The 18,873-nt window shown below is 70.5% G+C and carries 21 protein-coding genes, 1 pseudogene and 1 riboswitch; of the genes and pseudogenes, 12 read left to right on the top strand and 10 right to left on the bottom strand.

Annotated elements, in window-relative coordinates:
• Nucleotides 1–141 precede the first annotated feature (141 nt).
• On the bottom strand, nt 142–1,371 hold the full coding sequence (locus tag ACZ5VC_RS10725; protein WP_469119712.1) for an acyl-CoA dehydrogenase family protein: 1,230 nt from the start codon (nt 1,369–1,371) through the stop codon (nt 142–144).
• A gap of 152 nt (nt 1,372–1,523) precedes the next feature.
• Here ACZ5VC_RS10725 and ACZ5VC_RS10720 point away from each other — a divergent pair, with 152 nt between their 5' ends.
• Entirely contained in the window at nt 1,524–2,168 is a 645-nt protein-coding gene (locus ACZ5VC_RS10720) for a TetR/AcrR family transcriptional regulator (RefSeq protein WP_469119711.1), read from the top strand.
• 142 nt (nt 2,169–2,310) lie between these two features.
• On the opposite strand, the gene def is transcribed toward ACZ5VC_RS10720, so the two are convergent.
• Nucleotides 2,311–2,862, bottom strand: coding sequence for a peptide deformylase (gene def, locus ACZ5VC_RS10715; protein WP_469119710.1), 552 nt, complete (start codon nt 2,860–2,862; stop codon nt 2,311–2,313).
• Between the two features lie 116 nt (nt 2,863–2,978).
• Between def and ACZ5VC_RS10710 the strand changes: the two genes are divergently transcribed.
• From ACZ5VC_RS10710 to ACZ5VC_RS10680, 7 genes are all read left to right on the top strand, one after another.
• The gene (locus ACZ5VC_RS10710) at nt 2,979–4,226 is read left to right on the top strand and encodes a MurT ligase domain-containing protein (protein WP_469119709.1); all 1,248 of its coding nucleotides are present in this window, start codon (nt 2,979–2,981) and stop codon (nt 4,224–4,226) included.
• Nucleotides 4,227–4,245: 19 nt separating this feature from the next.
• The gene (locus ACZ5VC_RS10705; RefSeq protein ID WP_468707575.1) at nt 4,246–4,974 is read left to right on the top strand and encodes a type 1 glutamine amidotransferase; all 729 of its coding nucleotides are present in this window, start codon (nt 4,246–4,248) and stop codon (nt 4,972–4,974) included.
• 156 nt (nt 4,975–5,130) lie between these two features.
• The gene (locus ACZ5VC_RS10700) at nt 5,131–6,156 is read left to right on the top strand and encodes a 6-phosphofructokinase (RefSeq protein ID WP_468707574.1); all 1,026 of its coding nucleotides are present in this window, start codon (nt 5,131–5,133) and stop codon (nt 6,154–6,156) included.
• Between the two features lie 106 nt (nt 6,157–6,262).
• Nucleotides 6,263–7,213 (top strand): cytochrome c oxidase assembly protein, encoded by a 951-nt coding sequence (locus ACZ5VC_RS10695; protein ID WP_469119708.1) that lies wholly within the window; start codon nt 6,263–6,265, stop codon nt 7,211–7,213.
• Nucleotides 7,214–7,313: 100 nt separating this feature from the next.
• A complete protein-coding gene (locus ACZ5VC_RS10690) occupies nt 7,314–7,484 on the top strand; it encodes a hypothetical protein (protein ID WP_468707572.1) in 171 nt (56 codons plus the stop codon).
• A gap of 83 nt (nt 7,485–7,567) precedes the next feature.
• Complete coding sequence (bla, locus tag ACZ5VC_RS10685; RefSeq protein WP_469119707.1) at nt 7,568–8,494, top strand: class A beta-lactamase; 927 nt, start codon at nt 7,568–7,570, stop codon at nt 8,492–8,494.
• A gap of 89 nt (nt 8,495–8,583) precedes the next feature.
• Nucleotides 8,584–9,303: a lysophospholipid acyltransferase family protein gene (locus ACZ5VC_RS10680; RefSeq protein ID WP_469119706.1), complete on the top strand. Its 720-nt coding sequence runs from the start codon at nt 8,584–8,586 to the stop codon at nt 9,301–9,303.
• A 53-nt stretch (nt 9,304–9,356) separates the two neighbouring features.
• Here ACZ5VC_RS10680 and ACZ5VC_RS10675 read toward each other — a convergent pair whose 3' ends face one another.
• The 8 genes and pseudogenes from ACZ5VC_RS10675 to ACZ5VC_RS10640 all read right to left on the bottom strand — a co-directional run bounded on the left by ACZ5VC_RS10675 (nt 9,357) and on the right by ACZ5VC_RS10640 (nt 16,169).
• Nucleotides 9,357–10,931, bottom strand: a complete 1,575-nt coding sequence (locus tag ACZ5VC_RS10675) for an alpha/beta hydrolase (RefSeq protein ID WP_469119705.1) — start codon at nt 10,929–10,931, stop codon at nt 9,357–9,359.
• A gap of 138 nt (nt 10,932–11,069) precedes the next feature.
• Nucleotides 11,070–11,816: an urease accessory protein UreD gene (locus ACZ5VC_RS10670; RefSeq protein ID WP_469119704.1), complete on the bottom strand. Its 747-nt coding sequence runs from the start codon at nt 11,814–11,816 to the stop codon at nt 11,070–11,072.
• A complete protein-coding gene (ureG, locus tag ACZ5VC_RS10665; protein ID WP_469119703.1) occupies nt 11,813–12,490 on the bottom strand; it encodes an urease accessory protein UreG in 678 nt (225 codons plus the stop codon). Before ureG ends, ACZ5VC_RS10670 begins: the two co-directional genes overlap by 4 nt.
• A 28-nt stretch (nt 12,491–12,518) precedes the next feature.
• Nucleotides 12,519–13,247, bottom strand: coding sequence for an urease accessory protein UreF (locus ACZ5VC_RS10660; protein ID WP_469119702.1), 729 nt, complete (start codon nt 13,245–13,247; stop codon nt 12,519–12,521).
• A gap of 2 nt (nt 13,248–13,249) precedes the next feature.
• Nucleotides 13,250–14,971, bottom strand: coding sequence for an urease subunit alpha (locus ACZ5VC_RS10655; RefSeq protein ID WP_469119701.1), 1,722 nt, complete (start codon nt 14,969–14,971; stop codon nt 13,250–13,252).
• A 115-nt stretch (nt 14,972–15,086) separates the two neighbouring features.
• A pseudogene (locus ACZ5VC_RS10650) lies at nt 15,087–15,392 on the bottom strand (urease subunit beta); the annotation flags it as partial.
• Between the two features lie 13 nt (nt 15,393–15,405).
• Nucleotides 15,406–15,708, bottom strand: a complete 303-nt coding sequence (locus ACZ5VC_RS10645) for an urease subunit gamma (RefSeq protein WP_469119700.1) — start codon at nt 15,706–15,708, stop codon at nt 15,406–15,408.
• 182 nt (nt 15,709–15,890) lie between these two features.
• Complete coding sequence (locus ACZ5VC_RS10640; RefSeq protein WP_469119699.1) at nt 15,891–16,169, bottom strand: type II toxin-antitoxin system Phd/YefM family antitoxin; 279 nt, start codon at nt 16,167–16,169, stop codon at nt 15,891–15,893.
• A gap of 55 nt (nt 16,170–16,224) precedes the next feature.
• Here ACZ5VC_RS10640 and ACZ5VC_RS10635 point away from each other — a divergent pair, with 55 nt between their 5' ends.
• The 4 genes from ACZ5VC_RS10635 to ACZ5VC_RS10620 all read left to right on the top strand — a co-directional run bounded on the left by ACZ5VC_RS10635 (nt 16,225) and on the right by ACZ5VC_RS10620 (nt 18,826).
• Nucleotides 16,225–16,848: an ATP-dependent Clp protease proteolytic subunit gene (locus ACZ5VC_RS10635; protein ID WP_469119698.1), complete on the top strand. Its 624-nt coding sequence runs from the start codon at nt 16,225–16,227 to the stop codon at nt 16,846–16,848.
• 7 nt (nt 16,849–16,855) lie between these two features.
• The gene (locus tag ACZ5VC_RS10630; protein ID WP_469119697.1) at nt 16,856–17,161 is read left to right on the top strand and encodes a hypothetical protein; all 306 of its coding nucleotides are present in this window, start codon (nt 16,856–16,858) and stop codon (nt 17,159–17,161) included.
• Nucleotides 17,162–17,530: 369 nt separating this feature from the next.
• Nucleotides 17,531–17,663, top strand: a riboswitch (cyclic di-AMP (ydaO/yuaA leader).
• Nucleotides 17,664–17,666: 3 nt separating this feature from the next.
• Nucleotides 17,667–18,143, top strand: coding sequence for a C40 family peptidase (locus ACZ5VC_RS10625; protein WP_469119696.1), 477 nt, complete (start codon nt 17,667–17,669; stop codon nt 18,141–18,143).
• Between the two features lie 482 nt (nt 18,144–18,625).
• Nucleotides 18,626–18,826 carry a hypothetical protein gene (locus tag ACZ5VC_RS10620; protein WP_469119695.1) on the top strand — a complete coding sequence of 67 codons (201 nt, stop codon included), beginning with the start codon at nt 18,626–18,628 and terminating at the stop codon, nt 18,824–18,826.
• The last annotated feature ends 47 nt before the right edge of the window (nt 18,827–18,873 follow it).

Raw genomic sequence — 18,873 nt, 5'->3', positions numbered from 1 at the left:
GATTCGTTTCGCCGCCCGCAGTGCGGCCAGTCGGGCACGGGCGAGGCGGAGGAGGACGGAGACGGAGAGGGGGAAGTGAGAGGCACACCGCGTGAACGCCCGGGCGGCGCCCGGCAGTTCCCCTCTCTCCGGGGTCCCGGGTCAGCGGATCGGCATCCCCGACAGGGTGCGGGCGATCACCAGACGCTGGATCTCGCTGGTGCCTTCGAAGATGGTGTAGATCGCGGCGTCACGGTGCATCCGCTCCACCGGGTACTCCCGGGTGAAGCCGTTGCCGCCCAGGATCTGGACCGCCTGCGCGGTGACGGACTTGGCGACCTCGCTCGCGTACAGCTTGGACATCGAGCCCTCGGCGGAGGTGAACGGCTTGCCGGTGGTGGCCATCCAGGAGGCGCGCCAGACCAGCAGTCGGGCCGCGTCGATCCGGGTGCGCATGTCGGCGAGCTGGAAGGCGATGCCCTGGTTGTCGATGATCGGGCGGCCGAACTGGACACGGGTCTTGGCGTAGTCGAGGGCGACCTCGTACGCGGCCCGGGCAGTGCCCACCGCCATGGCGCCGACGGCCGGGCGGGACGCCTCGAAGGTGGCCATGGCGGCGTTCTTGACGCGCTCGCCACCGTCCTTCTTCGCCTTCTCGCGGGCCCTGGCGAGGCGCTCGTCGAGCTTCTCCTTGCCGCCGAGCAGGCAGGAGCCGGGAACGCGGACGTCTTCGAGCACGACCTCGGCGGTGTGCGAGGCGCGGATGCCGTGCTTCTTGAACTTCTGGCCCTGCGAGAGGCCGGGGGTGTTCGGCGGCACGATGAAGGAGGCGTGGCCCTTGGAGCCGAGCTCCGGGTCGACGATCGCGACGACCACATGGACATTGGCGATACCGCCGTTGGTCGCCCAGGTCTTGGTGCCGTTGAGGACCCACTCGTCCTTGGTCTCGTCGTAGACGGCGCGGGTGCGCATCGAGGCCACGTCGGAGCCGGCGTCCGGCTCGGAGGAGCAGAAGGCGGCCACCTTGACGTCGTCGACGTCCCCGTACATCTGCGGGATCCAGGTGCCGATCTGTTCCTCGGTGCCGTTGGCGAGGACGCCCACGGCCGCGAGGCCCGTACCGACAATGGACAGGCCGATGCCCGCGTCTCCCCAGAAGAGCTCCTCCATCGCCATCGGTATGCCGAGACCGGTCGGGTCGAAGAACTGCTGGGCGTAGAAGTCGAGGGAGTAGATTCCGACCTTGGCAGCCTCCTGGATGATCGGCCAGGGGGTCTCCTCACGCTCGTCCCACTCGGACGCGGCCGGCCGCATGACGTCCTTGGCGAAGCCGTGCAGCCAGTCACGGACCTGCTTCTGGTCGTCGTTGAGATCGAGCGTGAACTCGGCCATATTCCCCTCCAGCACGTGCGTTACTTGCGGTAACGGAAGTCTGTTACCGGCAAGTAGCCGCTGTCAACCGTCGCCCGCCCCTCCGCACCGGTGAGGCGAGGGGTGTTACGTTGCCCGGGCCTTACGGAATCGCACGGGCGGGGAGACACGCTATGGAGACCACACACCGGACCGACCAGCAGAAATCGGCCCATGAGCGGCGCCGGGAACTGCTCGAGGCGGCCGACCGCGTGGTGCTCCGCGACGGCCCCAAGGCCTCCATGAACGCCATCGCCGCGGAGGCCGGCATCACCAAGCCGATCCTCTACCGGCATTTCGGCGACAAGGGCGGCCTCTACCGCGCCCTCGCCCAGCGCCACACCGACGCCCTGCTCTCCGCCCTGCGCGCAGCGCTCGACGCCCCCGCGGAGCGCCGTGCGCGCGTCGAGGCGACGCTCGAGACGTATCTCGCGGCGATCGAGGCCCGGCCGCAGGTGTACCGCTTCCTGATGCACCCGGCGGAGGAGTCGCACCAGGCCGAGCAGGGCTTCGACGTCGGCCGTCACTCGGCGCCGCTGCTGCGCCGGATGGGCGAGGAGCTGGGCGTGGTCATAGCCGAGCGCGTCGACCTCGGGCCCGGCAGCGAGGCGCTGGCCCGGGTCTGGGGCCATGGGATCGTCGGCATGATGCACGCGGCGGGCGACTGGTGGCTCGGCGAACGCCCGTGCTCTCGCGGGGAGTTGGTACGCGGACTCGCCGACCTGCTCTGGGGCCGCCTGGCCGAGGCGGGCGACCGCGCGGACGGGCCGGGGTTCTAGCCGGCACGCGGGCGCTCGTACACGGAACGCGACGCCGGCCGGCACGCGGGAGCTCATGTACGGGCCGGGGCGCCGGCCGGCACGCGGGCGCGTACACGGACACGCCCCGGCCACGCTTCCTCCTGTACGCGGCGCCCCCGCTTCAGCCCGCCGCGCGCCGCCCCCACGGCGCCCTGCGGGCCGCCCGCAGGGCCTTCCAGCGGCGCCAGCCCGTGAGGCGGTCCGTGTAGACGGTTCCCTCCAGGTGGTCGCACTCGTGCTGCAGACAGCGGGCGAAGAAGCCCGTCCCCTCTATCCGGACCGGTGCGCCGTCCGATGTGACGCCTTCCACAACGGCCCGGTCGAAGCGGGGCGTCCCCGCCTCGATGCCCGGGAGCGAGAGACAGCCCTCGGCGCCCCTGTACATCCCTCCGTCCGCCTCCACCAGACGCGGATTGACGATGTGCCCGAGGTGCCGCACGTCCTCGTCGTCGGGACAGTCGTAGACGAAGACCCGCCGGTCCACGCCCACCTGATTGGCCGCGAGGCCCACTCCGTTGGCCGCGTACATCGTCGCGAACATGTCCTCGACGAGCGTGGCCAGGGACGGACCGAAGTCGGTGACGGTCTCACAGGGGGCGTGCAGCACCGGGTCACCGAGCAGTCTCATTGCTCGAACGGCGCCGGAACTGCCGGGGATCGGGCGGTTTCGCATGGCGCCAAGCGTACGTTCCGCCGTGACCAGGAGCTTTCCGGGTGGTGCCGCGGTTCGGGCCCCTGGCCGGATCTCGATAGGCTGAGCCCGGACCGACGCAAGGAGGAACGAGGACGATGGCAGGACTCCCTGGCAATTCAGGGCCGCTGTCGCCGCGCGCCAAGCTGGCCGTGACGGCGGGCAAGGCCGCAGCGGCGGTGTCGCGCGCCGCGGGACGCGGCAGCGGATCGGTGATCGGCGGCCGGGTCGCGCTCAAGCTCGACCCCGACCTGCTGGGGCGGCTGGCCAATCACCTGGACGTCGTCCTGGTGTCGGCGACCAACGGCAAGACCACCACCACCCGGCTGATCGCCGAGGCGCTCCGGGCCAGCGGCCCGGTCGTGTCCAACGCGCTCGGCGCCAACATGCCCGCGGGCATCACTTCGGCGCTCGCCGGCGGCTCGGACGCCAAGTTCGGCGTGATCGAGGTGGACGAGAAGTACCTCGCCGGAGTCGCGCGCGACGTGACCCCGAAGGCGATCGCGCTGCTCAACCTCTCCCGCGACCAGCTCGACCGCGCCGCCGAGACGCGGATGCTCGCCGAGAAGTGGCGCGAGGGCCTGTCCGGGACGAAGGCCGTGGTCATCGCCAACGCCGACGACCCGCTGATCGTCTGGGCCGCTTCCTCGTCCGCGAACGTCGTGTGGGTGGCCGCCGGCCAGGAGTGGAAGGACGACGCCTGGTCGTGCCCCTCCTGCGGCGGTGTGATGCAGCGCCCGGGCGACGACTGGTTCTGCGGCGAGTGCGGCTTCCGCCGCCCCTCCCCCAGCTGGGTGCTGAGCGGCGACCACGTCCTGGACCCGCACGGTTCGGCCTGGCCGATCCAGCTCCAGCTGCCCGGCCGCGCCAACAAGGCCAACGCCGCCACCTCGGCCGCGGTCGCCGCGGTCTTCGGGGTACCGCCGCAGGTCGCGCTCGAGCGCATGTACCAGGTGCAGGCGGTCGCCGGCCGTTATGACGTCGTGCAGTTCCAGGGCCGTGAGCTGCGTCTCCTGCTCGCGAAGAACCCGGCGGGCTGGCTCGAGACCTTCTCGCTGATCGACCCGCCGCCGACGCCGGTGATCCTCTCGGTCAACGCGCGCGGCGCCGACGGCACGGACACCTCCTGGCTGTGGGACGTCGACTACACCCGGCTGGCCGGTCACCCGATCTTCGTGATCGGCGACCGCAAGCTGGACCTGGCCGTGCGCCTGGAGGTCGCGGGCCTGGACTTCCAGGTCGTCGACTCGGTCGACGAGGCGGTGCGCAGCGCCCCGCCCGGGCGGATCGAGCTGATCGCCAACTACACCGCCTTCCAGGACGTACGCCGCCGCGTCGGCAACTGACCCGAAGAGGACATGCAGCATGAGTGAGAGCAGCCTGCGCCTGGTCTGGGTCTACCCCGACCTGCTCAGCACGTACGGAGACCAGGGCAACGCCCTCGTCGTCGAGCGCCGGGCCCGGCAGCGCCGCCTGGACGTCCAGCGCGTCGACGTCCGCAGCGACCAGCCGGTGCCGACGTCCGGTGACATCTATCTCATCGGCGGCGGCGAGGACCGGCCGCAGCGGCTGGCGGCCGAGCGGCTGCGCCGCGACGGCGGCCTGACCCGCGCGGCGGAGAACGGCGCGATCATCTTCTCGGTCTGCGCCGGCTACCAGATCCTCGGGCACGAGTTCATCAACGACCTCGGCGAGCGCGAGCCCGGCCTCGGTCTGATCGATGTGGTCTCCACCCGCGGTGAGGGTGAGCGGTGCGTCGGCGACGTACTGGCGGACATCGACCCGCGCCTCGGCCTGCCGCAGCTCACCGGTTTCGAGAACCACCAGGGCATCACCCACCTCGGCCCGACCGCCCGTCCGTTCGCCCGGACCCTGTTCGGCAAGGGCAACGGCACGGGAGACGGCACCGAGGGCGCGTACAACGACACCGTCTTCGGTACGTACATGCACGGCCCGGTCATGGCCCGCAACCCGCAGATCGCGGACATGCTGCTGAAGCTCGCCCTCGATGTGAACGCGCTGCCGCCGACCGACGACCGGTGGTACGAGGCGCTGCGCGGCGAGCGGATCGCGGCCGCGACGCAGCCCGCCTGACGCGCCGCACGCCGGGCGTCCTGTTCGTTCCTACGAAGGTCGTCCAGCAGTCGGACATTCGGTTCGGCCCCGCCATCCTGCGCCGGTAGGGTGGCGGGGATCCAACCGGACGACGTGGTCCGGGAGTCGGCCCACGTTGCAAAGGTATTTCGGGCTATGCGCATTGGTGTGCTCACCTCCGGCGGCGACTGCCCCGGTCTGAACGCCGTCATCCGTTCCGTCGTGCACCGCGCCGTCGTCGACCACGGAGACGAGGTCATCGGGTTCCACGACGGCTGGAAGGGCCTCCTGGAATGCGACTACCGCAAGCTCGACCTCGACGCGGTGGGCGGCATCCTCGCCCGCGGCGGCACGATCCTCGGCTCCTCCCGGGTCCAGCCGGCCCATCTGCGTGACGGCGTCGAGCGCGCCAAGGGGCACGTCGCGGAGCTGGGGCTCGACGCGATCATCCCGATCGGCGGCGAGGGCACCCTCAAGGCCGCCAATCTGCTCTCCGAGGCCGGTCTGCCGATCGTCGGAGTGCCGAAGACCATCGACAACGACATCGCCTCGACCGATGTCACCTTCGGTTTCGACACCGCCGTCGGTGTCGCCACGGAGGCCCTGGACCGGCTGAAGACCACCGCCGAGTCCCACCAGCGGGTGCTGATCGTCGAGGTCATGGGACGACACACCGGCTGGATCGCCCTGCACTCGGGCATGGCCGCCGGCGCGCACGCCATCGTCGTACCCGAGCGTCCCTTCGACATCGACGAGCTGACCACGCGGGTCGGCGAGCGGTTCGAGGCGGGCAAGAAGTTCGCGATCGTCGTGGTCGCGGAGGGCGCCAAGCCGCGCGAGGGCTCGATGCCCTTCGACGAGGGCGTCAAGGACATCTACGGCCACGAGCGCTTCGCGGGCGTGGCCCAGCAGCTCGCCGGTGAGCTGGAGCAGCGGCTCGGCAAGGAGGCCCGCGCGGTCATCCTCGGCCATGTCCAGCGCGGCGGGACGCCCACCGCGTACGACCGTGTCCTCGCGACCCGCTTCGGCTGGCACGCGGTGGAGGCGGCGCACCGCGGTGAGTTCGGCATGATGACCGCGCTGCGCGGCACGGACATCACGATGGTCCCGCTCGCCGAGGCCGTGGAGACGCTGAAGACCGTTCCGGCCGAGCGGTACGCCGAGGCCGAGTGCGTCCTCTGATCCGTTGAGCGCGTGAGGAACCGCCCCCGGTCGCAGTCGCGGCCGGGGGCGGTTCTAGTCTGGTGCGGACAACAAGCGCGAATCGGGACGCTCCAGGAGTAGACAGATGGATCACAGCGGGCACGGCATGACCATGGATCTGCCGCCGTTCACGCTGGGGCGGGGACTGGAGTTCTCGGCGGACCCGTTCTTCCTCATCGGGTGCCTGGCGGGGCTGGCCCTGTACGGGTGGGGGGTCGTCCGGCTGCGCCGGCGCGGCGACGCGTGGCCGGCCGGGAGGATCGTCTTCTTCACGATCGGCGTGCTGAGCGTCGCGCTGGTGATGTGCACCAAGCTGAACGACTACGGCATGGTCATGTTCAGCGTGCACATGGTGCAGCACATGATCGTCTCGATGCTCTCGCCGATCCTTCTGCTCCTCGGCGCGCCGGTGACGCTGGCGCTGCGGGCGCTTCCAGTCGCGGCCCGGGGCAGCAAGGGCCCCCGCGAGTGGCTGCTGGCGCTGCTGCACAGCCGCTACATGCGGGTCATCACGCATCCGGCGTTCACGATCCCGCTGTTCATCGCGAGCCTCTACGGCTTCTACTTCACCCCGCTCTTCGACTACCTGATGGGGTCGAAGATCGGTCACATCACGATGATGGTGCACTTCCTCGCCGTGGGACTGGTCTTCTTCTGGCCGATCATGGGCGTGGACCCGGGGCCGCACCGCCCCGGTTATGTGATGCGGATGCTGGAGCTGTTCGCCGGGATGCCGTTCCACGCCTTCTTCGGCATCGCGCTGATGATGGCGTCCGAGCCGATGATCAAGGCCTACGAGAACCCGCCGGCGTCGCTCGGCATAGACGCGCTCTCCGACCAGACCGCGGCGGGCGGCATCGCCTGGGCGTTCAGTGAGATCCCCTCGGTCCTGGTCCTGGTCGCCCTGGTCTACCAGTGGTACCGCTCCGAGCAGCGCATCGCCAAGCGCGCCGACCGGGCGGCGGACCGGGACGGCGACAAGGAGCTGGAGGCGTACAACGCCTACCTCGCCTCGCTGCAGACGCGGGGTCGCTGAGCCGCGCTGAACAGTGGATACGCCCGGGCAGTGGCGCCCGGGCCTCCTCAGGGGTCACCATGACCTCGACGGCCGCGGCCCGGCCGGGAGGAGGGCAGTGATGTCCGGTTCCACAAGAACCATGGGAGTGCTCACCGTCGGTGTCCTGGTGATGACGACCGCGTACACGGTGGCGCTCGGCAGCAATGGCTGGCTCTGGTTCGGCCTGGTGGTACTCGCGCTGCTGACCATCGGCGTGGCGGCCACCAACAGCAGCGAGCATCGCCTCTGACCTGCGGCGACAGCCATGTCTCAGCGCCTTCCCTCCGAGCGCGCTCTTGGACAGGGGCGCTCGGGTGGTGCTGTGCTGAGCCCATGGTCATCAAGAAGCGCCTACTCACCGCCGTACTGGCGGCCTCGGTCCTGCTCACCGGCACCGCCTGTGGCACACCGCCCCCGCCGACCACGTCGTCCCGCCCCCCGAGCGCCTCACCGGCGTCCTCGGTGCAGCGGGGCTTACGGCGTCTGGAGGAGACCCACCGGGTACGCATCGGCGCGTACGCCCTCGACACGGGCACCGGACGCACCGTCTCGTACCGGGCCGGCGAGTCGTTCCCCTCGCTCTCCACCTTCAAGGCGATGGCGTGCGCCGCCCTTCTGCACAAGGCGCGCGTCTTTGACCCGGGGCTGCTGGAGCGGACGCTCCACTGGAGCGCCCGGGAGGAGGTGGCCAACTCTCCCGTGACCCAGGGCCACGGCGCCGAGGGGATGACCGCGGCGGAGCTGTGCCACGCGACCATCACCCGGAGCGACAACACGGCCGGCAATCTGGTGCTGAGGCAGCTGGGCGGCCCTGAGGGGCTGACCCGCTACTACCGTTCCCTCGGTGACCCGGTCTCCCGGCTCGACCGCTGGGAGACGGATCTGAACATCTGGAAGCCGGGCGAGACCCGCGACACGACCACGCCGGCCGCCGCGGGCGGCGACCTCCGCGAGGTCGCGGTGGGCACCGCGCTCGTTCCGGCCGACCGCGACCGGCTGAACGCCTGGATGCGGGCCACCGTCACCGGCGACGCGCGGATCCGGGCCGGTCTGCCGAAGGACTGGACGGTCGGCGACAAGACCGGCACCAGCGATTCGTACGGCGCGGCCAACGACATCGCCGTCGCCCGGCCGCCGGGCGGCGCTCCGGTGATCCTGGCGATCTTCACCAACGGGAGGGCCGCGGACGCGAAGGCGGACAACGCTGCCGTCGCCGCGACCGCTTCGCTGCTCGCGCGAGGGCTGGGCAGGGTCTCCTGAGGGAACAGGCAGGTGCAGGGAGTGTTACGGGCGGATACCCCCGCCCGTACGCTGCCTGACCGATCCGGCCGAGTGCAGGGAGACCGCGCGTGTTCTACCAGCTGCTCAAGTACGTGATCCTGGGTCCCCTGCTGCGGCTGCTGTTCCGGCCGAGGATCGAAGGCCTTGAGCACATCCCCGAGGAAGGCGCGGCGATCGTCGCGGGCAACCATCTGTCCTTCTCGGACCACTTCCTGATGCCGGTGGTGCTCAAGCGGCGCATCACCTTCCTCGCCAAGCAGGAGTACTTCACCGGCCCCGGCGTCAAGGGCCGGCTGACGGCCGCCTTCTTCCGCAGCGCCGGGCAGATCCCGGTGGACCGCTCCGGCAAGGAGGCCGGTCAGGCGGCGATCCGCGAGGGCCTCGGGGTGCTGGCCAAGGGGGAACTCCTCGGCATCTACCCGGAGGGCACGCGCTCGCACGACGGACGGCTCTACAAGGGCAAGGTGGGCGTCGCGGTGATGGCGCTCACCGCCGGGGTGCCGGTCGTTCCGTGCGCGATGGTGGGGACGTTCGAGATCCAGCCGCCCGGACGGGTCCTGCCGAAGGTCAAGCGGGTCACGATCCGCTTCGGGGAACCGCTGGACTTCTCCCGGTACGCGGGGATGGAGGGCGAGAAGGCGGTCGTCCGCGCGGTGACCGACGAGATCATGTACGAGATCCTGGCGCTGTCCGGGCAGGAGTACGTCGACGAGTACGCGGCGAAGGTGAAGGCGGCCGAGTCCGGCGAGGGCAAGGAGCCGAGGAAGTTCCCTGGGCGGCGGCGCTGACGGCGGAAGGGGCGGCCGGTGTGCCGGCCGCCCCTCCCTCTGTGCCCCGAGCCCTACGGCTTGGGAGTGGCGTGCGGTGCGCAGGTCACGTCGGCCGTGTCCACCGCGCCGCTGAGCAGGTAGCCGTCCACACGCTGGTTGACGCACGGGTTGACCAGGCTGGTCACACCGTGCGAACCGGCGTCCTTCTCGACGATGAGTCGCGAGCCCTTGAGGCGCTTGTGCAGCTCGACCGCGCCGTCGAACGGGGTCGCGGCGTCACGGGTGGACTGCACGATGAGCACCGGCGGCAGGCCCTTGCCCGACTTCACCTCGATGGGCGTGTGCTGCTTGGACGACCAGGTGGCGCAGGGGAGGTTCATCCAGGCGTTCGCCCACGTCATGAACGGGTGGTCCTGGTGCAGGCGGGTGTTGTCCCGGTCCCACTTCTTCCAGCTGGTCGGCCACTTGGCGTCCGCGCACTCGACGGCCGTGTAGACGGCGTTGCCGTTCTCCGCGCGGATGTTGCCCGCGGTGTCGGACAGGTCCGGGCCCGCGGCGTCCACGAGGGCCTGGGTGTCACCGGCGAGGTACTTGCTCCAGGTCTGGGCGACGGGCACCCAGGAGGAGTCGTAGTACGGCGCGCCCTGGAAGAAGCCGATGAGCTCGGCCGGGCCGACCACACCGCCGATGGGGTCCTTCTTGGCGGTGGCGCGCAGCTTCAGCCACTGCTCCTCGACCTTCTCGGGGGTGTCCCCGATGTGGAAGGTCGCGTCGTTCTGGGCAACCCAGGTCTTCCAGTCGTTCCAGCGCGTCTGGAAGGCCACGTCCTGGTCGAGGTTGGCCTGGTACCAGATCTTCTCCCGCGAGGGGTTGACCACGCTGTCGACGATCATCCGGCGCACATGGCCCGGGAAGAGCGTCGCGTAGACCGCGCCGAGGTAGGTGCCGTAGGAGACGCCCAGGAAGTTGAGCTTCCTCTCACCGAGGGCGGCGCGGATGACATCCAGGTCGCGCGCGGTGTTCGGCGTGGTCATGTGCGGGAGCATCCAGCCGCTGCGCTCGGCGCAGCCGTCCGCGTACTCCGCGGCGAGCTTGCGCTGGGCGAGCTTGTCGGCCTCGCTGTCGGGGACCGGGTCGGCCTTCGGGGCCTTCACGAACTCCTGAGGGTCGACGCAGGAGATGGGGGTCGAGTGGCCGACGCCGCGCGGGTCGAAGCCCACGAAGTCGTACGCCTTGGCCGTGTTGACCCACAGGGCGCTCTTGTTGGTGACCCGGGTGGGGAAGCGCATGCCCGAGCCGCCGGGGCCGCCGGGGTTGTAGATCAGGGCGCCCTGGCGCTCGGCCTGGGTACCGGTGTTGCCGATCCGGTCGACGGCTATCTTGACCTGCTTGCCGTTCGGCCGCGCGTAGTCGAGCGGGACGTTCACCCAGCCGCACTGAATGGGCTTGGCGAAACCCCAGTCCGCGGGACAATCCGCCCAGTCGATGCCTTTCTTGGCCGCGCGCTCCGCCGCGACCTGGACGCCGCGCGCCTCGGACCAGCTCCGTTCCCCGGTGTCCGCACCCGCCGCCGGCGCCGCGATCGCGCCGGCCACGAGGGCACCGGCCAGAACTCCGGCCGAGCCGAGCACTGCTGTACGTCTCACGTAGGTTCCCCCTGCTGTCGTGTCGAGTCGAGGGGATCCTTTCGTCTGCGGGGCTCCCGGGAACAGAGCGTGCAGGTGTTTCTTTACCGAACCGATAACCGGTCGGCACGATCCGTTGAGCGGAGACGCCTCCGGCGTTCAGCCGCCGAGCTCCTCCAGGGCTCGGTCCAACTCCCGGCGGAGCAGCCGCGCGTCGGGCGCCACGGCCGTCACCAGGACGGCCGGACCGGCGAGCGGGGTGAGGACGGCGGTGTCGCCGAGCAGCTTCGGCTCGGCCGGACGGTCCTCGTAGACCGGGTCGACCAGGAGGAGTTGGCCGACGGCCCGGTGACCCCCGAGCACCGCGCCGCCGTCCCAACCGTTGGGATCCCGCTGTCCGTACGCCAGTTCCTGGTCGAGCAGGAGGCGTCCGCCGCGGCGGACGGTGAGGCGGGTGATGAGAGCGCCGGGCTCCTCGCCGTACCGGCCCAGGATCTGCTCCTCGCGCAGCACCAGCCGGGCGGTGGGGGCGAGGTCGACGGTGGTGCGCATCCTCAGCTCGGAGCCGTACGCGGAGATGAGCTGTTCCGGGAGCCAGCGCAACTCCGCGCCCTCGCCCACGGTCAACCGGACGTCGTAGTGCGCGGCTTCGGGGGTGCGGCCGGGCAGGGCGACGGTCGCCGCCGCCGAGTCGACGGCGAGGCGCGCGCCGTCGCGCACCTCGGCTTCGAGCGTCAGCCGGTCGCCGCCGAGGGGGGCGCTCATCGCGCCGACGACGGTGACCCGTGAGCGGGAGCCCGCCCCGGTGTGACGGGTGCGGCGCAGGGCGAGCGGCCCGTCGCTCTCCAGCACCGGCAGTGATCCGTCGCGGGCGGCGGCGATCCTGGCGGTGGCCGTGAGGCTCATGCGGCCCAGGCGCCGAGCTGGGCGCGGACCCAGGCGGCGACGGGGCCGACGCCGTCGGGGCCGGTGAGGGAGGTGAAGACGACGGGCAGGTCGCCGCGCTGCTCCTTGGCGTCGTGGGCCATGCGGTCGAGGTCGGAGCCCACGTGGGGGGCGAGGTCGGTCTTGTTGATGACGAGGAGGTCGGCGGTGGTGACGCCGGGGCCGCCCTTGCGGGGGATGTCGTCGCCGCCGGCCACGTCGATGACGAAGATCTGCGCATCGACGAGGCCCTTGGAGAAGGTCGCGGTCAGGTTGTCGCCGCCGGACTCGACGAGGATCAGATCGAGCGGGCCGACCGCCTCCTCGAGGTCCTCGACGGCTTCGAGGTTGGCGGAGATGTCGTCGCGGATGGCGGTGTGCGGGCAGGCGCCGGTCTCGACGGCCTGGATCCGCTCGGGCGGCAGCACGGCGTTGCGCAGCAGGAACTCCGCGTCCTCGCGGGTGTAGATGTCGTTGGTGACGACGGCGAGGGAGAGCTGGTCGCGCAGGGTCCGGCAGAGCGCGGCGACGGTCGCGGTCTTTCCTGAGCCGACGGGGCCCCCGAGACCGATGCGCAGCGCGCGCCGGGTGCCGTCGGGGCGGGTGGCGTCGGCGCTGACGGAGGACGGGCCGTCGTGGGTGTGATCGAGGTGCATGGGGGCTCCTTGGTGGTGCTACGAGTCGCTAGGAGGCGAAGAGGCGGACCGGCCAGGCCGCGTGCTGCTCCGCCGTGATGTCGAGGAGCGGCGCCGAGGCGGCCTGCAGGTGGTCGATGCCCCGGCGGGCGGCGGCAGCGGCCTGCTCGGCGACCCGGTCCATGTCGGGGGCGAGGCGGGCGAGGACGGCGGTGGCTTCGAAGGGGTCGAGGCTGAGCAGCCGGACGGCGGCGGTGGCGGGGCCGCCGACCGTCTCGTACGCGACGCAGTGCGCGGCGTCCTCGGGACCGAGCCAGGCGGCGCGGGCGGCGAGCCCGAGGACGATCGGCTGGTGGGTGCCGCGGGGGAACCGGCCCGCGACCGCGTCGAGTTCGGCGCTCGGCCAGGTCGCACGGGCGGCACGCATCAGCTGCCGTCCGAGCCGCCGGGCGACCTGGCGCAGCGCGGGCGAGGGTGTGCGGGCGTCGGCGACGGCGTCCAGTTCCACCGGGTCGTGGCCGAGCGCGGCGGCCGCGGCGAGCGCGGCCGAGGTGAGCCCGGTCGTGTGCAGCCGCCCCCGGCAGAACGCCGCAAGGTCCTTGGCGTCCTTGATCCGGCCGGCCTTGACGGCGGCTTCGGCGCCGCCGGAGTGGGCGTGCCCGCCGGCCGGGAAGCGCCCGTCGGCGAGGACGAGCAGGGCGGCCCGGGCGCTCCCGCCGGCGGCCGGGCCGGTGGCGGGAGCGGTGAGCGCTGAGGTGTCCGTGTCGATGGCGGTCATGTTCAGAAGAGGAAGTACCGCTGGGCCATGGGGAGTTCGGTGGCGGGGGCCGGCTCGACCCGTTCGCCGTCGATGGTCACCGTGAAGGTGTCGGCCTCGACCTCGACGCGTGGCAGGGCGTCGTTCTCGCGCATGTCGGCCTTGGTGACGCGCCGGGTGTTCTTGATCGCCACGAACTTCTTGTCCAGACCGAGGCGTTCGGGAAGGTCGTCCTCGATCGCCGCCTGGGAGACGAAGTTGAACGAGTTCCCGGCGGGCGCCTTGCCGAGCGCGCCGAACATCGGCCGGGGCAGTACGGGCTGGGGCGTGGGGATGGACGCGTTGGCGTCACCCATCTGCGCGTAGGCGATCTGGCCGCCCTTGAGGACGAGCAGCGGCTTGACGCCGAAGAACGCCGGCTCCCAGAGCACCAGGTCCGCGAGCTTTCCGGCCTCGACCGAGCCGATCTCATGGTCCAGGCCCTGCGCCACCGCCGGGTTGATCGTGTATTTGGCGACATAGCGACGGGCCCGGTGGTTGTCCGCGCGGCCGTCGCCGGGCAGGGCGCCGCGGCGCTTCTTCATGACGTGCGCGGTCTGCCAGGTGCGCATGACGACCTCGCCGATCCGGCCCATCGCCTGCGAGTCCGAGGAGATGATCGAGATGGCGCCGAGGTCGTGGAGGATGTCCTCCGCCGCGATGGTGGACGGCCGGATCCGGGACTCGGCGAAGGCGAGGTCCTCGGGGACCGACGGGTTGAGGTGGTGACAGACCATCAGCATGTCGAGGTGTTCCTCGATGGTGTTGACGGTGTGCGGGCGGGTGGGGTTGGTGGAGCTCGGCAGCACATGCGGCTCGGAGACCACGGTGATGATGTCGGGCGCGTGCCCGCCGCCGGCGCCCTCGGTGTGGTACGCGTGGATGGTGCGTCCGGCGATGGCGGCGAGGGTGTCCCCGACGAAGCCCGCCTCGTTCAGTGTGTCGGTGTGGATGGCGAGCTGCGCGCCCGTCTCGTCGCAGACGCGCAGGCAGGCGTCGATGACGGCCGGGGTCGCCCCCCAGTCCTCGTGGATCTTGAACCCGAGCGCGCCACCGCGCAGCTGGGCGTACATCGCCTCGCGGGACATCGTGTTGCCCTTGCCGAGCAGTCCGATGTTGACGGGGGAAGCCTCCAGCGCCGCGAACATCCGGGCGAGGTGCCAGGAACCCGGGGTGATGGTGGTGGCCTTGGTGCCTTCGGCGGGTCCGGTGCCGCCGCCGACGAGGGTGGTGATCCCGGAGGCGAGCGCCTCGTCGATGATGGTCGGCGAGATGAAGTGGATGTGGGTGTCGATGCCGCCGGCGGTGAGGATGCGGCCGTTGCCGACGATGATCTCGGTCTCGGGCCCGATGACCAGGTCCGGGTGGACACCGTCCATGGTGTCCGGGTTGCCGGCCTTGCCGATGCCGGTGATCCGGCCGTCACGGATGCCGAGGTCGGCCTTGACGATGCCCCAGTGATCGATGATCACGACGCCGGTGACAACGGTGTCGGGTGCGCCTTCGGCCCGGGTCGTCCGCGCCTGCCCCATCGACTCGCGGATCACCTTGCCGCCCCCGAAGACCGCCTCGTCACCGGCGCGGCCGGGGCCGCCGGAGCGGTCCTCCTCGATCTCGACGAGCAGATCGGTGTCGGCGAGCCGGATCCGGTCGCCGGTGGTGGGACCGAAGAGGTCCGCGTACACGGCGCGATGCAGCTCAGGCACCTGTGACCCCCTTCTCCCCCACGGCCGGCCTGGGGGTGCCCCCATCTCCGGTCGCTCGGCGCAGCTGCGGGTCGCCGGCCGCCTGCGGCCCTGCGGCCTCGCGCCCGCCGCTCCTGTCGAGCGGGCCTCCGGTCTCTCCGCGCAGACCCGGCACTGTCCGCAGCCCGGCGATCGGTACGAGTTCGATGTCGACGGGGACGCCCGGCTCGAAGCGCACGGCGGTGCCCGCGGCGATGTTCAGCCGCAGGCCGTGGGCGGCCGCGCGGTCGAAGGTGAGGCCGGGGTTGGCCTCGGCGAAGTGGTAATGGGAGCCGACCTGCACGGGCCGGTCGGCGGCGTTGAGGACGGTGAGGCGGGTGACGTCGCGGCCTTCGTTGAGCGGCACGGGCCCGTCCGCGTAAAGGATCTCCCCGGGGATCATCGGCGCTCCCCCGTCAGACGATCGGGTCGTGGACGGTGACGAGCTTGGTGCCGTCGGGGAAGGTCGCCTCGACCTGGACGTCGTGAATCATCTCGGGGATTCCCGGCATGACCTCCTCGCGGGTGAGGACCTTGCGCCCGGTCGCCATGAGCTCGGTTACCGTACGACCGTCCCTGGCTCCCTCCAGTACGTGCGAGGTGATCAGGGCGACGGCCTCGGGGTGATTGAGCTTCACCCCGCGCGCCCTGCGCTTCTCCGCCACGTCGGCCGCCACATGGATGAGCAGGCGTTCCTGCTCATGCGGGGTCAGTTGCACGCTTCCACCTCACACTTGTTCCCCAGGCGCTCACCTGGACGCAGCCGGACCCTATCGATCTTCAACACTTCGTTGAACTGCAGCGATGCATCGCGGGACAGACATTGCACGTTAGGGCGGAAGTTTTTCCGGCGCGTTAACTGGCTCTTTACGAACCCGTGGATATCAGCCACTCGGCGCGATCACGCCGGTCCGGCGCCCCGGTGCCGCGCGGCGATGCCGAACCGTCCCTGTTCGCCGGGAGCGGATGTCACGTCGCGGACGGTGGACACCGCACTGATGACGTCGTCCTGCGACCGGTCCGCCTCCCCTTCGAGTCGCTCCAGGTCAGCGGCGGAGACAAGGGCGACGAGGGGCTTGCCGTGCCGGGTCACCACCACACGCTCACCGCCGTATACGACGCGGTTGATCAGATCGGCGAGCTCAGCGCGGGCTTGCGTCACCGGAATCTCGTAGGCCATGCTCCCCATTCTAACGGTCTGTACGTCCTGTACATTTTTTACAGAGAGGTGTGCCATGGAGCAGCGCCACGTCCTCCCCGAGTTCACTGAACGCACGAGCCTGGGAACCCGCACGCTGGACCCGTACTCCAAGCTCCACCAGGAGCGGATCGTCCTTCTCGGTACGCCCATCGACGAGACGTCGGCCAATGACGTGATCGCGCAGCTCCTGCACCTGGAGTACGCGGACCCGGACCGGGACATCGCGCTGTACATCAACTCGCCCGGCGGGTCGATCACCGCCATGACCGCGATCTACGACACGATGCAGGTCATCACCTGCGACGTGGAGACGACCTGTCTCGGACAGGCCGCCTCGACCGCCGCCCTCCTGCTCGCCGCCGGCACTCCCGGCAAACGGCTCGCACTGCCGGGGGCGCGGGTGGTCGTCCAGCAGCCCGCGATGGACGAGCCGCTGCGGGGGCAGCCCAGCGACCTCGAGATCCGGGCGCGGGAGTTGGCGCGGCTGCGCGAGCAGCTGTCCGGGATGCTCGAGCACCACACGGGGCAGAGCCGCGAGCGGATCGACGCGGACCTGGACCGGGTCTCGGTGTTCGACGCCGCGCAGGCCAAGGCGTACGGCCTGGTGGACCATGTGATCGAGAACCGCCGGGCGGCCGGCGGCACCGGGACCGGGTGAGGCCGCGATGGTTCCCGAGCTGCCGCCGCTGCCCGCCCTGACCCGCGCCGAGGGCGAGTTCATCGACACCTATCTCGAAGTGGTCGACCTGCTCGGCCGCATCAATCCGGCCCGCACCGAGCACACCTACGGCGCGCTGCGGGCGGCTCAGGCGCTGGTGGGGCGCGCGACGGCGCTGCGCGACGCGCTTGGGGTGATGCACACGCGCGGCGAGAGAGAGGTGCACGCGGACACGCTGGCGCGCGCCCTGCGGGTGCTGGACGGGGAGCGTCGCGCGCAGCGGGTCACCGTACCCAGCACGACCGCCAGTTGACAGAGCCGGTGTGTATGTCGAGGGCCGTACGGGACCGTAATGCCTCGTCCGTTCGGCGTAGCCGAGGGACCGATCGGCGTGGGGGGCGAGTTGCGCACCGCGTGTACACATCTGGCCGAACGGCGTCCCTTCGCCGCTGGTACGACGCTCATCGAAGCCACGGGAGGTTACGGGCAAGTGACGTCGTCCACCTGAATGGATCAGTAGTGACGAGACTCACATATCGCCGTTTCAACTCGGAAATCGGACATCCATGGGTCAAGATCCGTGACGACGACAAGCCCCCGCCACCGCGGCGGGGCGGTCCGGGCGGACGCCGAGTCCTGCCGCCGCTCCGGATGTCTGGTCGACAGGAGTGGATCGGCAGGAGTGGAGGACCCGCGCAGTACGGGACGGCCGGGCAGTGGGGCCGTTCCTCGGGGTGAAGCCGCGTCAGCGGCCGGGCAACTTCGCCAGTCCGAACCCGACAGGTCATCCTTCACAGGCGGCTGACGAAGGGTTGCGCATGACTGCGCAGATTCATGTCCCGTTCCTGTTGTCCCGGGCCGGAGCAGTGTCGGCCCTCACGCTCGCCGCCGTCGGCGGCACGCTGTTCGCCCCGGGCGCCGCGCCCGATGCGACGGCCGCGTCCGCGCACGCCGCGCAGGCGCTGCACATCGCCGTGTCCAAGAAGGGGTCCCCGTACAAGTACGGCGCGGCGGGCCCGTGGCGCTTCGACTGCTCGGGGCTGACGCTCTACTCGTACAAGAGGGTCGGCAAGGCGCTCCCCCGCACCGCGCAGCAGCAGTACAACCGGACCCAGCACATTCCCGCCTCGGACCGGCGCAAGGGTGACCTGGTCTTCTTCCACTACGGCCGGAGCGTCTACCACGTGGGTCTCTACGCCGGTCACGGAAAGATCTGGCACTCACCGAAGACCGGGTCGTGGGTGAAGCTGGACCCGATCTGGACCTCGAGCGTCTGGTACGGAAGGGTGCGCTGACCCGGCCTCGCCCCCCGGCAGGCCCTGCGACGTGTCCGATGGGTCACCAGGGTTGGTTGTCCCATCCGCTTGGTAGCTTCTCTCGGCAAGGGCGCTGTCAGCTGAGATAGCTGGTGGTTACCTTGGGCCGTGCGGCTGGCTCGGCAACGAGGGCGGGAGGGTGCGCAGTGCAGACTGCGATGAGCGTGTTGGCTCTGCTTGTGTCCGTTGGGGCAGTGGCTCTGTCCTTTGCGGCCTATCGAAACCAGAGGCGTCGAACCAGCTTGGAGCTTGCGCGTTCTCTGCACGCGGATCTGACATCGGGTCACGTACAGGCAGCCCGTGACGTCCTGGGGACTTTGGTCAGGTATCGCGAGCAGGCGAGTGATCTCGTTGCAGCGCGCTCTGCCTACTTCACGTTGCTGTGGTGCTTTGAACGTATCTGGGCAGGGCGAGAGGTCATTGTCCGTGATGAAGGAGAAAAGACTCCATCATGCCGTTTCTTGGACGAGATGATCCACTGGCACGTTCGTAACTGGGCGCGAGACCTCCCGATCATAAAAGAGGCAATTCAAGAGGCGCTTGGTACCGTCCACGACGAGGATGCGCTGCACGGCTTTCGTCAGTTGCGAGACAAGGTGCTGACCGGCCAAGAGCTCACTGAGGTGCGGCTGAGCCCTCAGCTGCAGGACGATCGAGCTTGAGGACTGCCCGGCGGATCGTCAACGGCGCGACAGCCGAATCGTAGCCA

This window comes from Streptomyces sp. NPDC033174, assembly GCF_055577795.1.
Note: the sequence above shows the minus strand (reverse complement) of the source record. Positions and strands in the feature narration are given on the sequence as shown.

Excerpts from the sequence above, each read along its gene's own strand:
- ACZ5VC_RS10725 (WP_469119712.1), bottom strand. The coding sequence starts at position 1,371 with ATGGCCGAGTTCACGCTCGATCTCAACGACGACCAGAAGCAGGTCCGT.
- ACZ5VC_RS10720 (WP_469119711.1), top strand. The coding sequence starts at position 1,524 with ATGGAGACCACACACCGGACCGACCAGCAGAAATCGGCCCATGAGCGG.
- def (WP_469119710.1), bottom strand. The coding sequence starts at position 2,862 with ATGCGAAACCGCCCGATCCCCGGCAGTTCCGGCGCCGTTCGAGCAATG.
- ACZ5VC_RS10710 (WP_469119709.1), top strand. The coding sequence starts at position 2,979 with ATGGCAGGACTCCCTGGCAATTCAGGGCCGCTGTCGCCGCGCGCCAAG.
- ACZ5VC_RS10705 (WP_468707575.1), top strand. The coding sequence starts at position 4,246 with ATGAGTGAGAGCAGCCTGCGCCTGGTCTGGGTCTACCCCGACCTGCTC.
- ACZ5VC_RS10700 (WP_468707574.1), top strand. The coding sequence starts at position 5,131 with ATGCGCATTGGTGTGCTCACCTCCGGCGGCGACTGCCCCGGTCTGAAC.
- ACZ5VC_RS10695 (WP_469119708.1), top strand. The coding sequence starts at position 6,263 with ATGGATCACAGCGGGCACGGCATGACCATGGATCTGCCGCCGTTCACG.
- ACZ5VC_RS10690 (WP_468707572.1), top strand. The coding sequence starts at position 7,314 with ATGTCCGGTTCCACAAGAACCATGGGAGTGCTCACCGTCGGTGTCCTG.
- bla (WP_469119707.1), top strand. The coding sequence starts at position 7,568 with ATGGTCATCAAGAAGCGCCTACTCACCGCCGTACTGGCGGCCTCGGTC.
- ACZ5VC_RS10670 (WP_469119704.1), bottom strand. The coding sequence starts at position 11,816 with ATGAGCCTCACGGCCACCGCCAGGATCGCCGCCGCCCGCGACGGATCA.
- ureG (WP_469119703.1), bottom strand. The coding sequence starts at position 12,490 with ATGCACCTCGATCACACCCACGACGGCCCGTCCTCCGTCAGCGCCGAC.
- ACZ5VC_RS10660 (WP_469119702.1), bottom strand. The coding sequence starts at position 13,247 with ATGACCGCCATCGACACGGACACCTCAGCGCTCACCGCTCCCGCCACC.
- ACZ5VC_RS10640 (WP_469119699.1), bottom strand. The coding sequence starts at position 16,169 with ATGGCCTACGAGATTCCGGTGACGCAAGCCCGCGCTGAGCTCGCCGAT.
- ACZ5VC_RS10635 (WP_469119698.1), top strand. The coding sequence starts at position 16,225 with ATGGAGCAGCGCCACGTCCTCCCCGAGTTCACTGAACGCACGAGCCTG.
- ACZ5VC_RS10630 (WP_469119697.1), top strand. The coding sequence starts at position 16,856 with ATGGTTCCCGAGCTGCCGCCGCTGCCCGCCCTGACCCGCGCCGAGGGC.
- ACZ5VC_RS10625 (WP_469119696.1), top strand. The coding sequence starts at position 17,667 with ATGACTGCGCAGATTCATGTCCCGTTCCTGTTGTCCCGGGCCGGAGCA.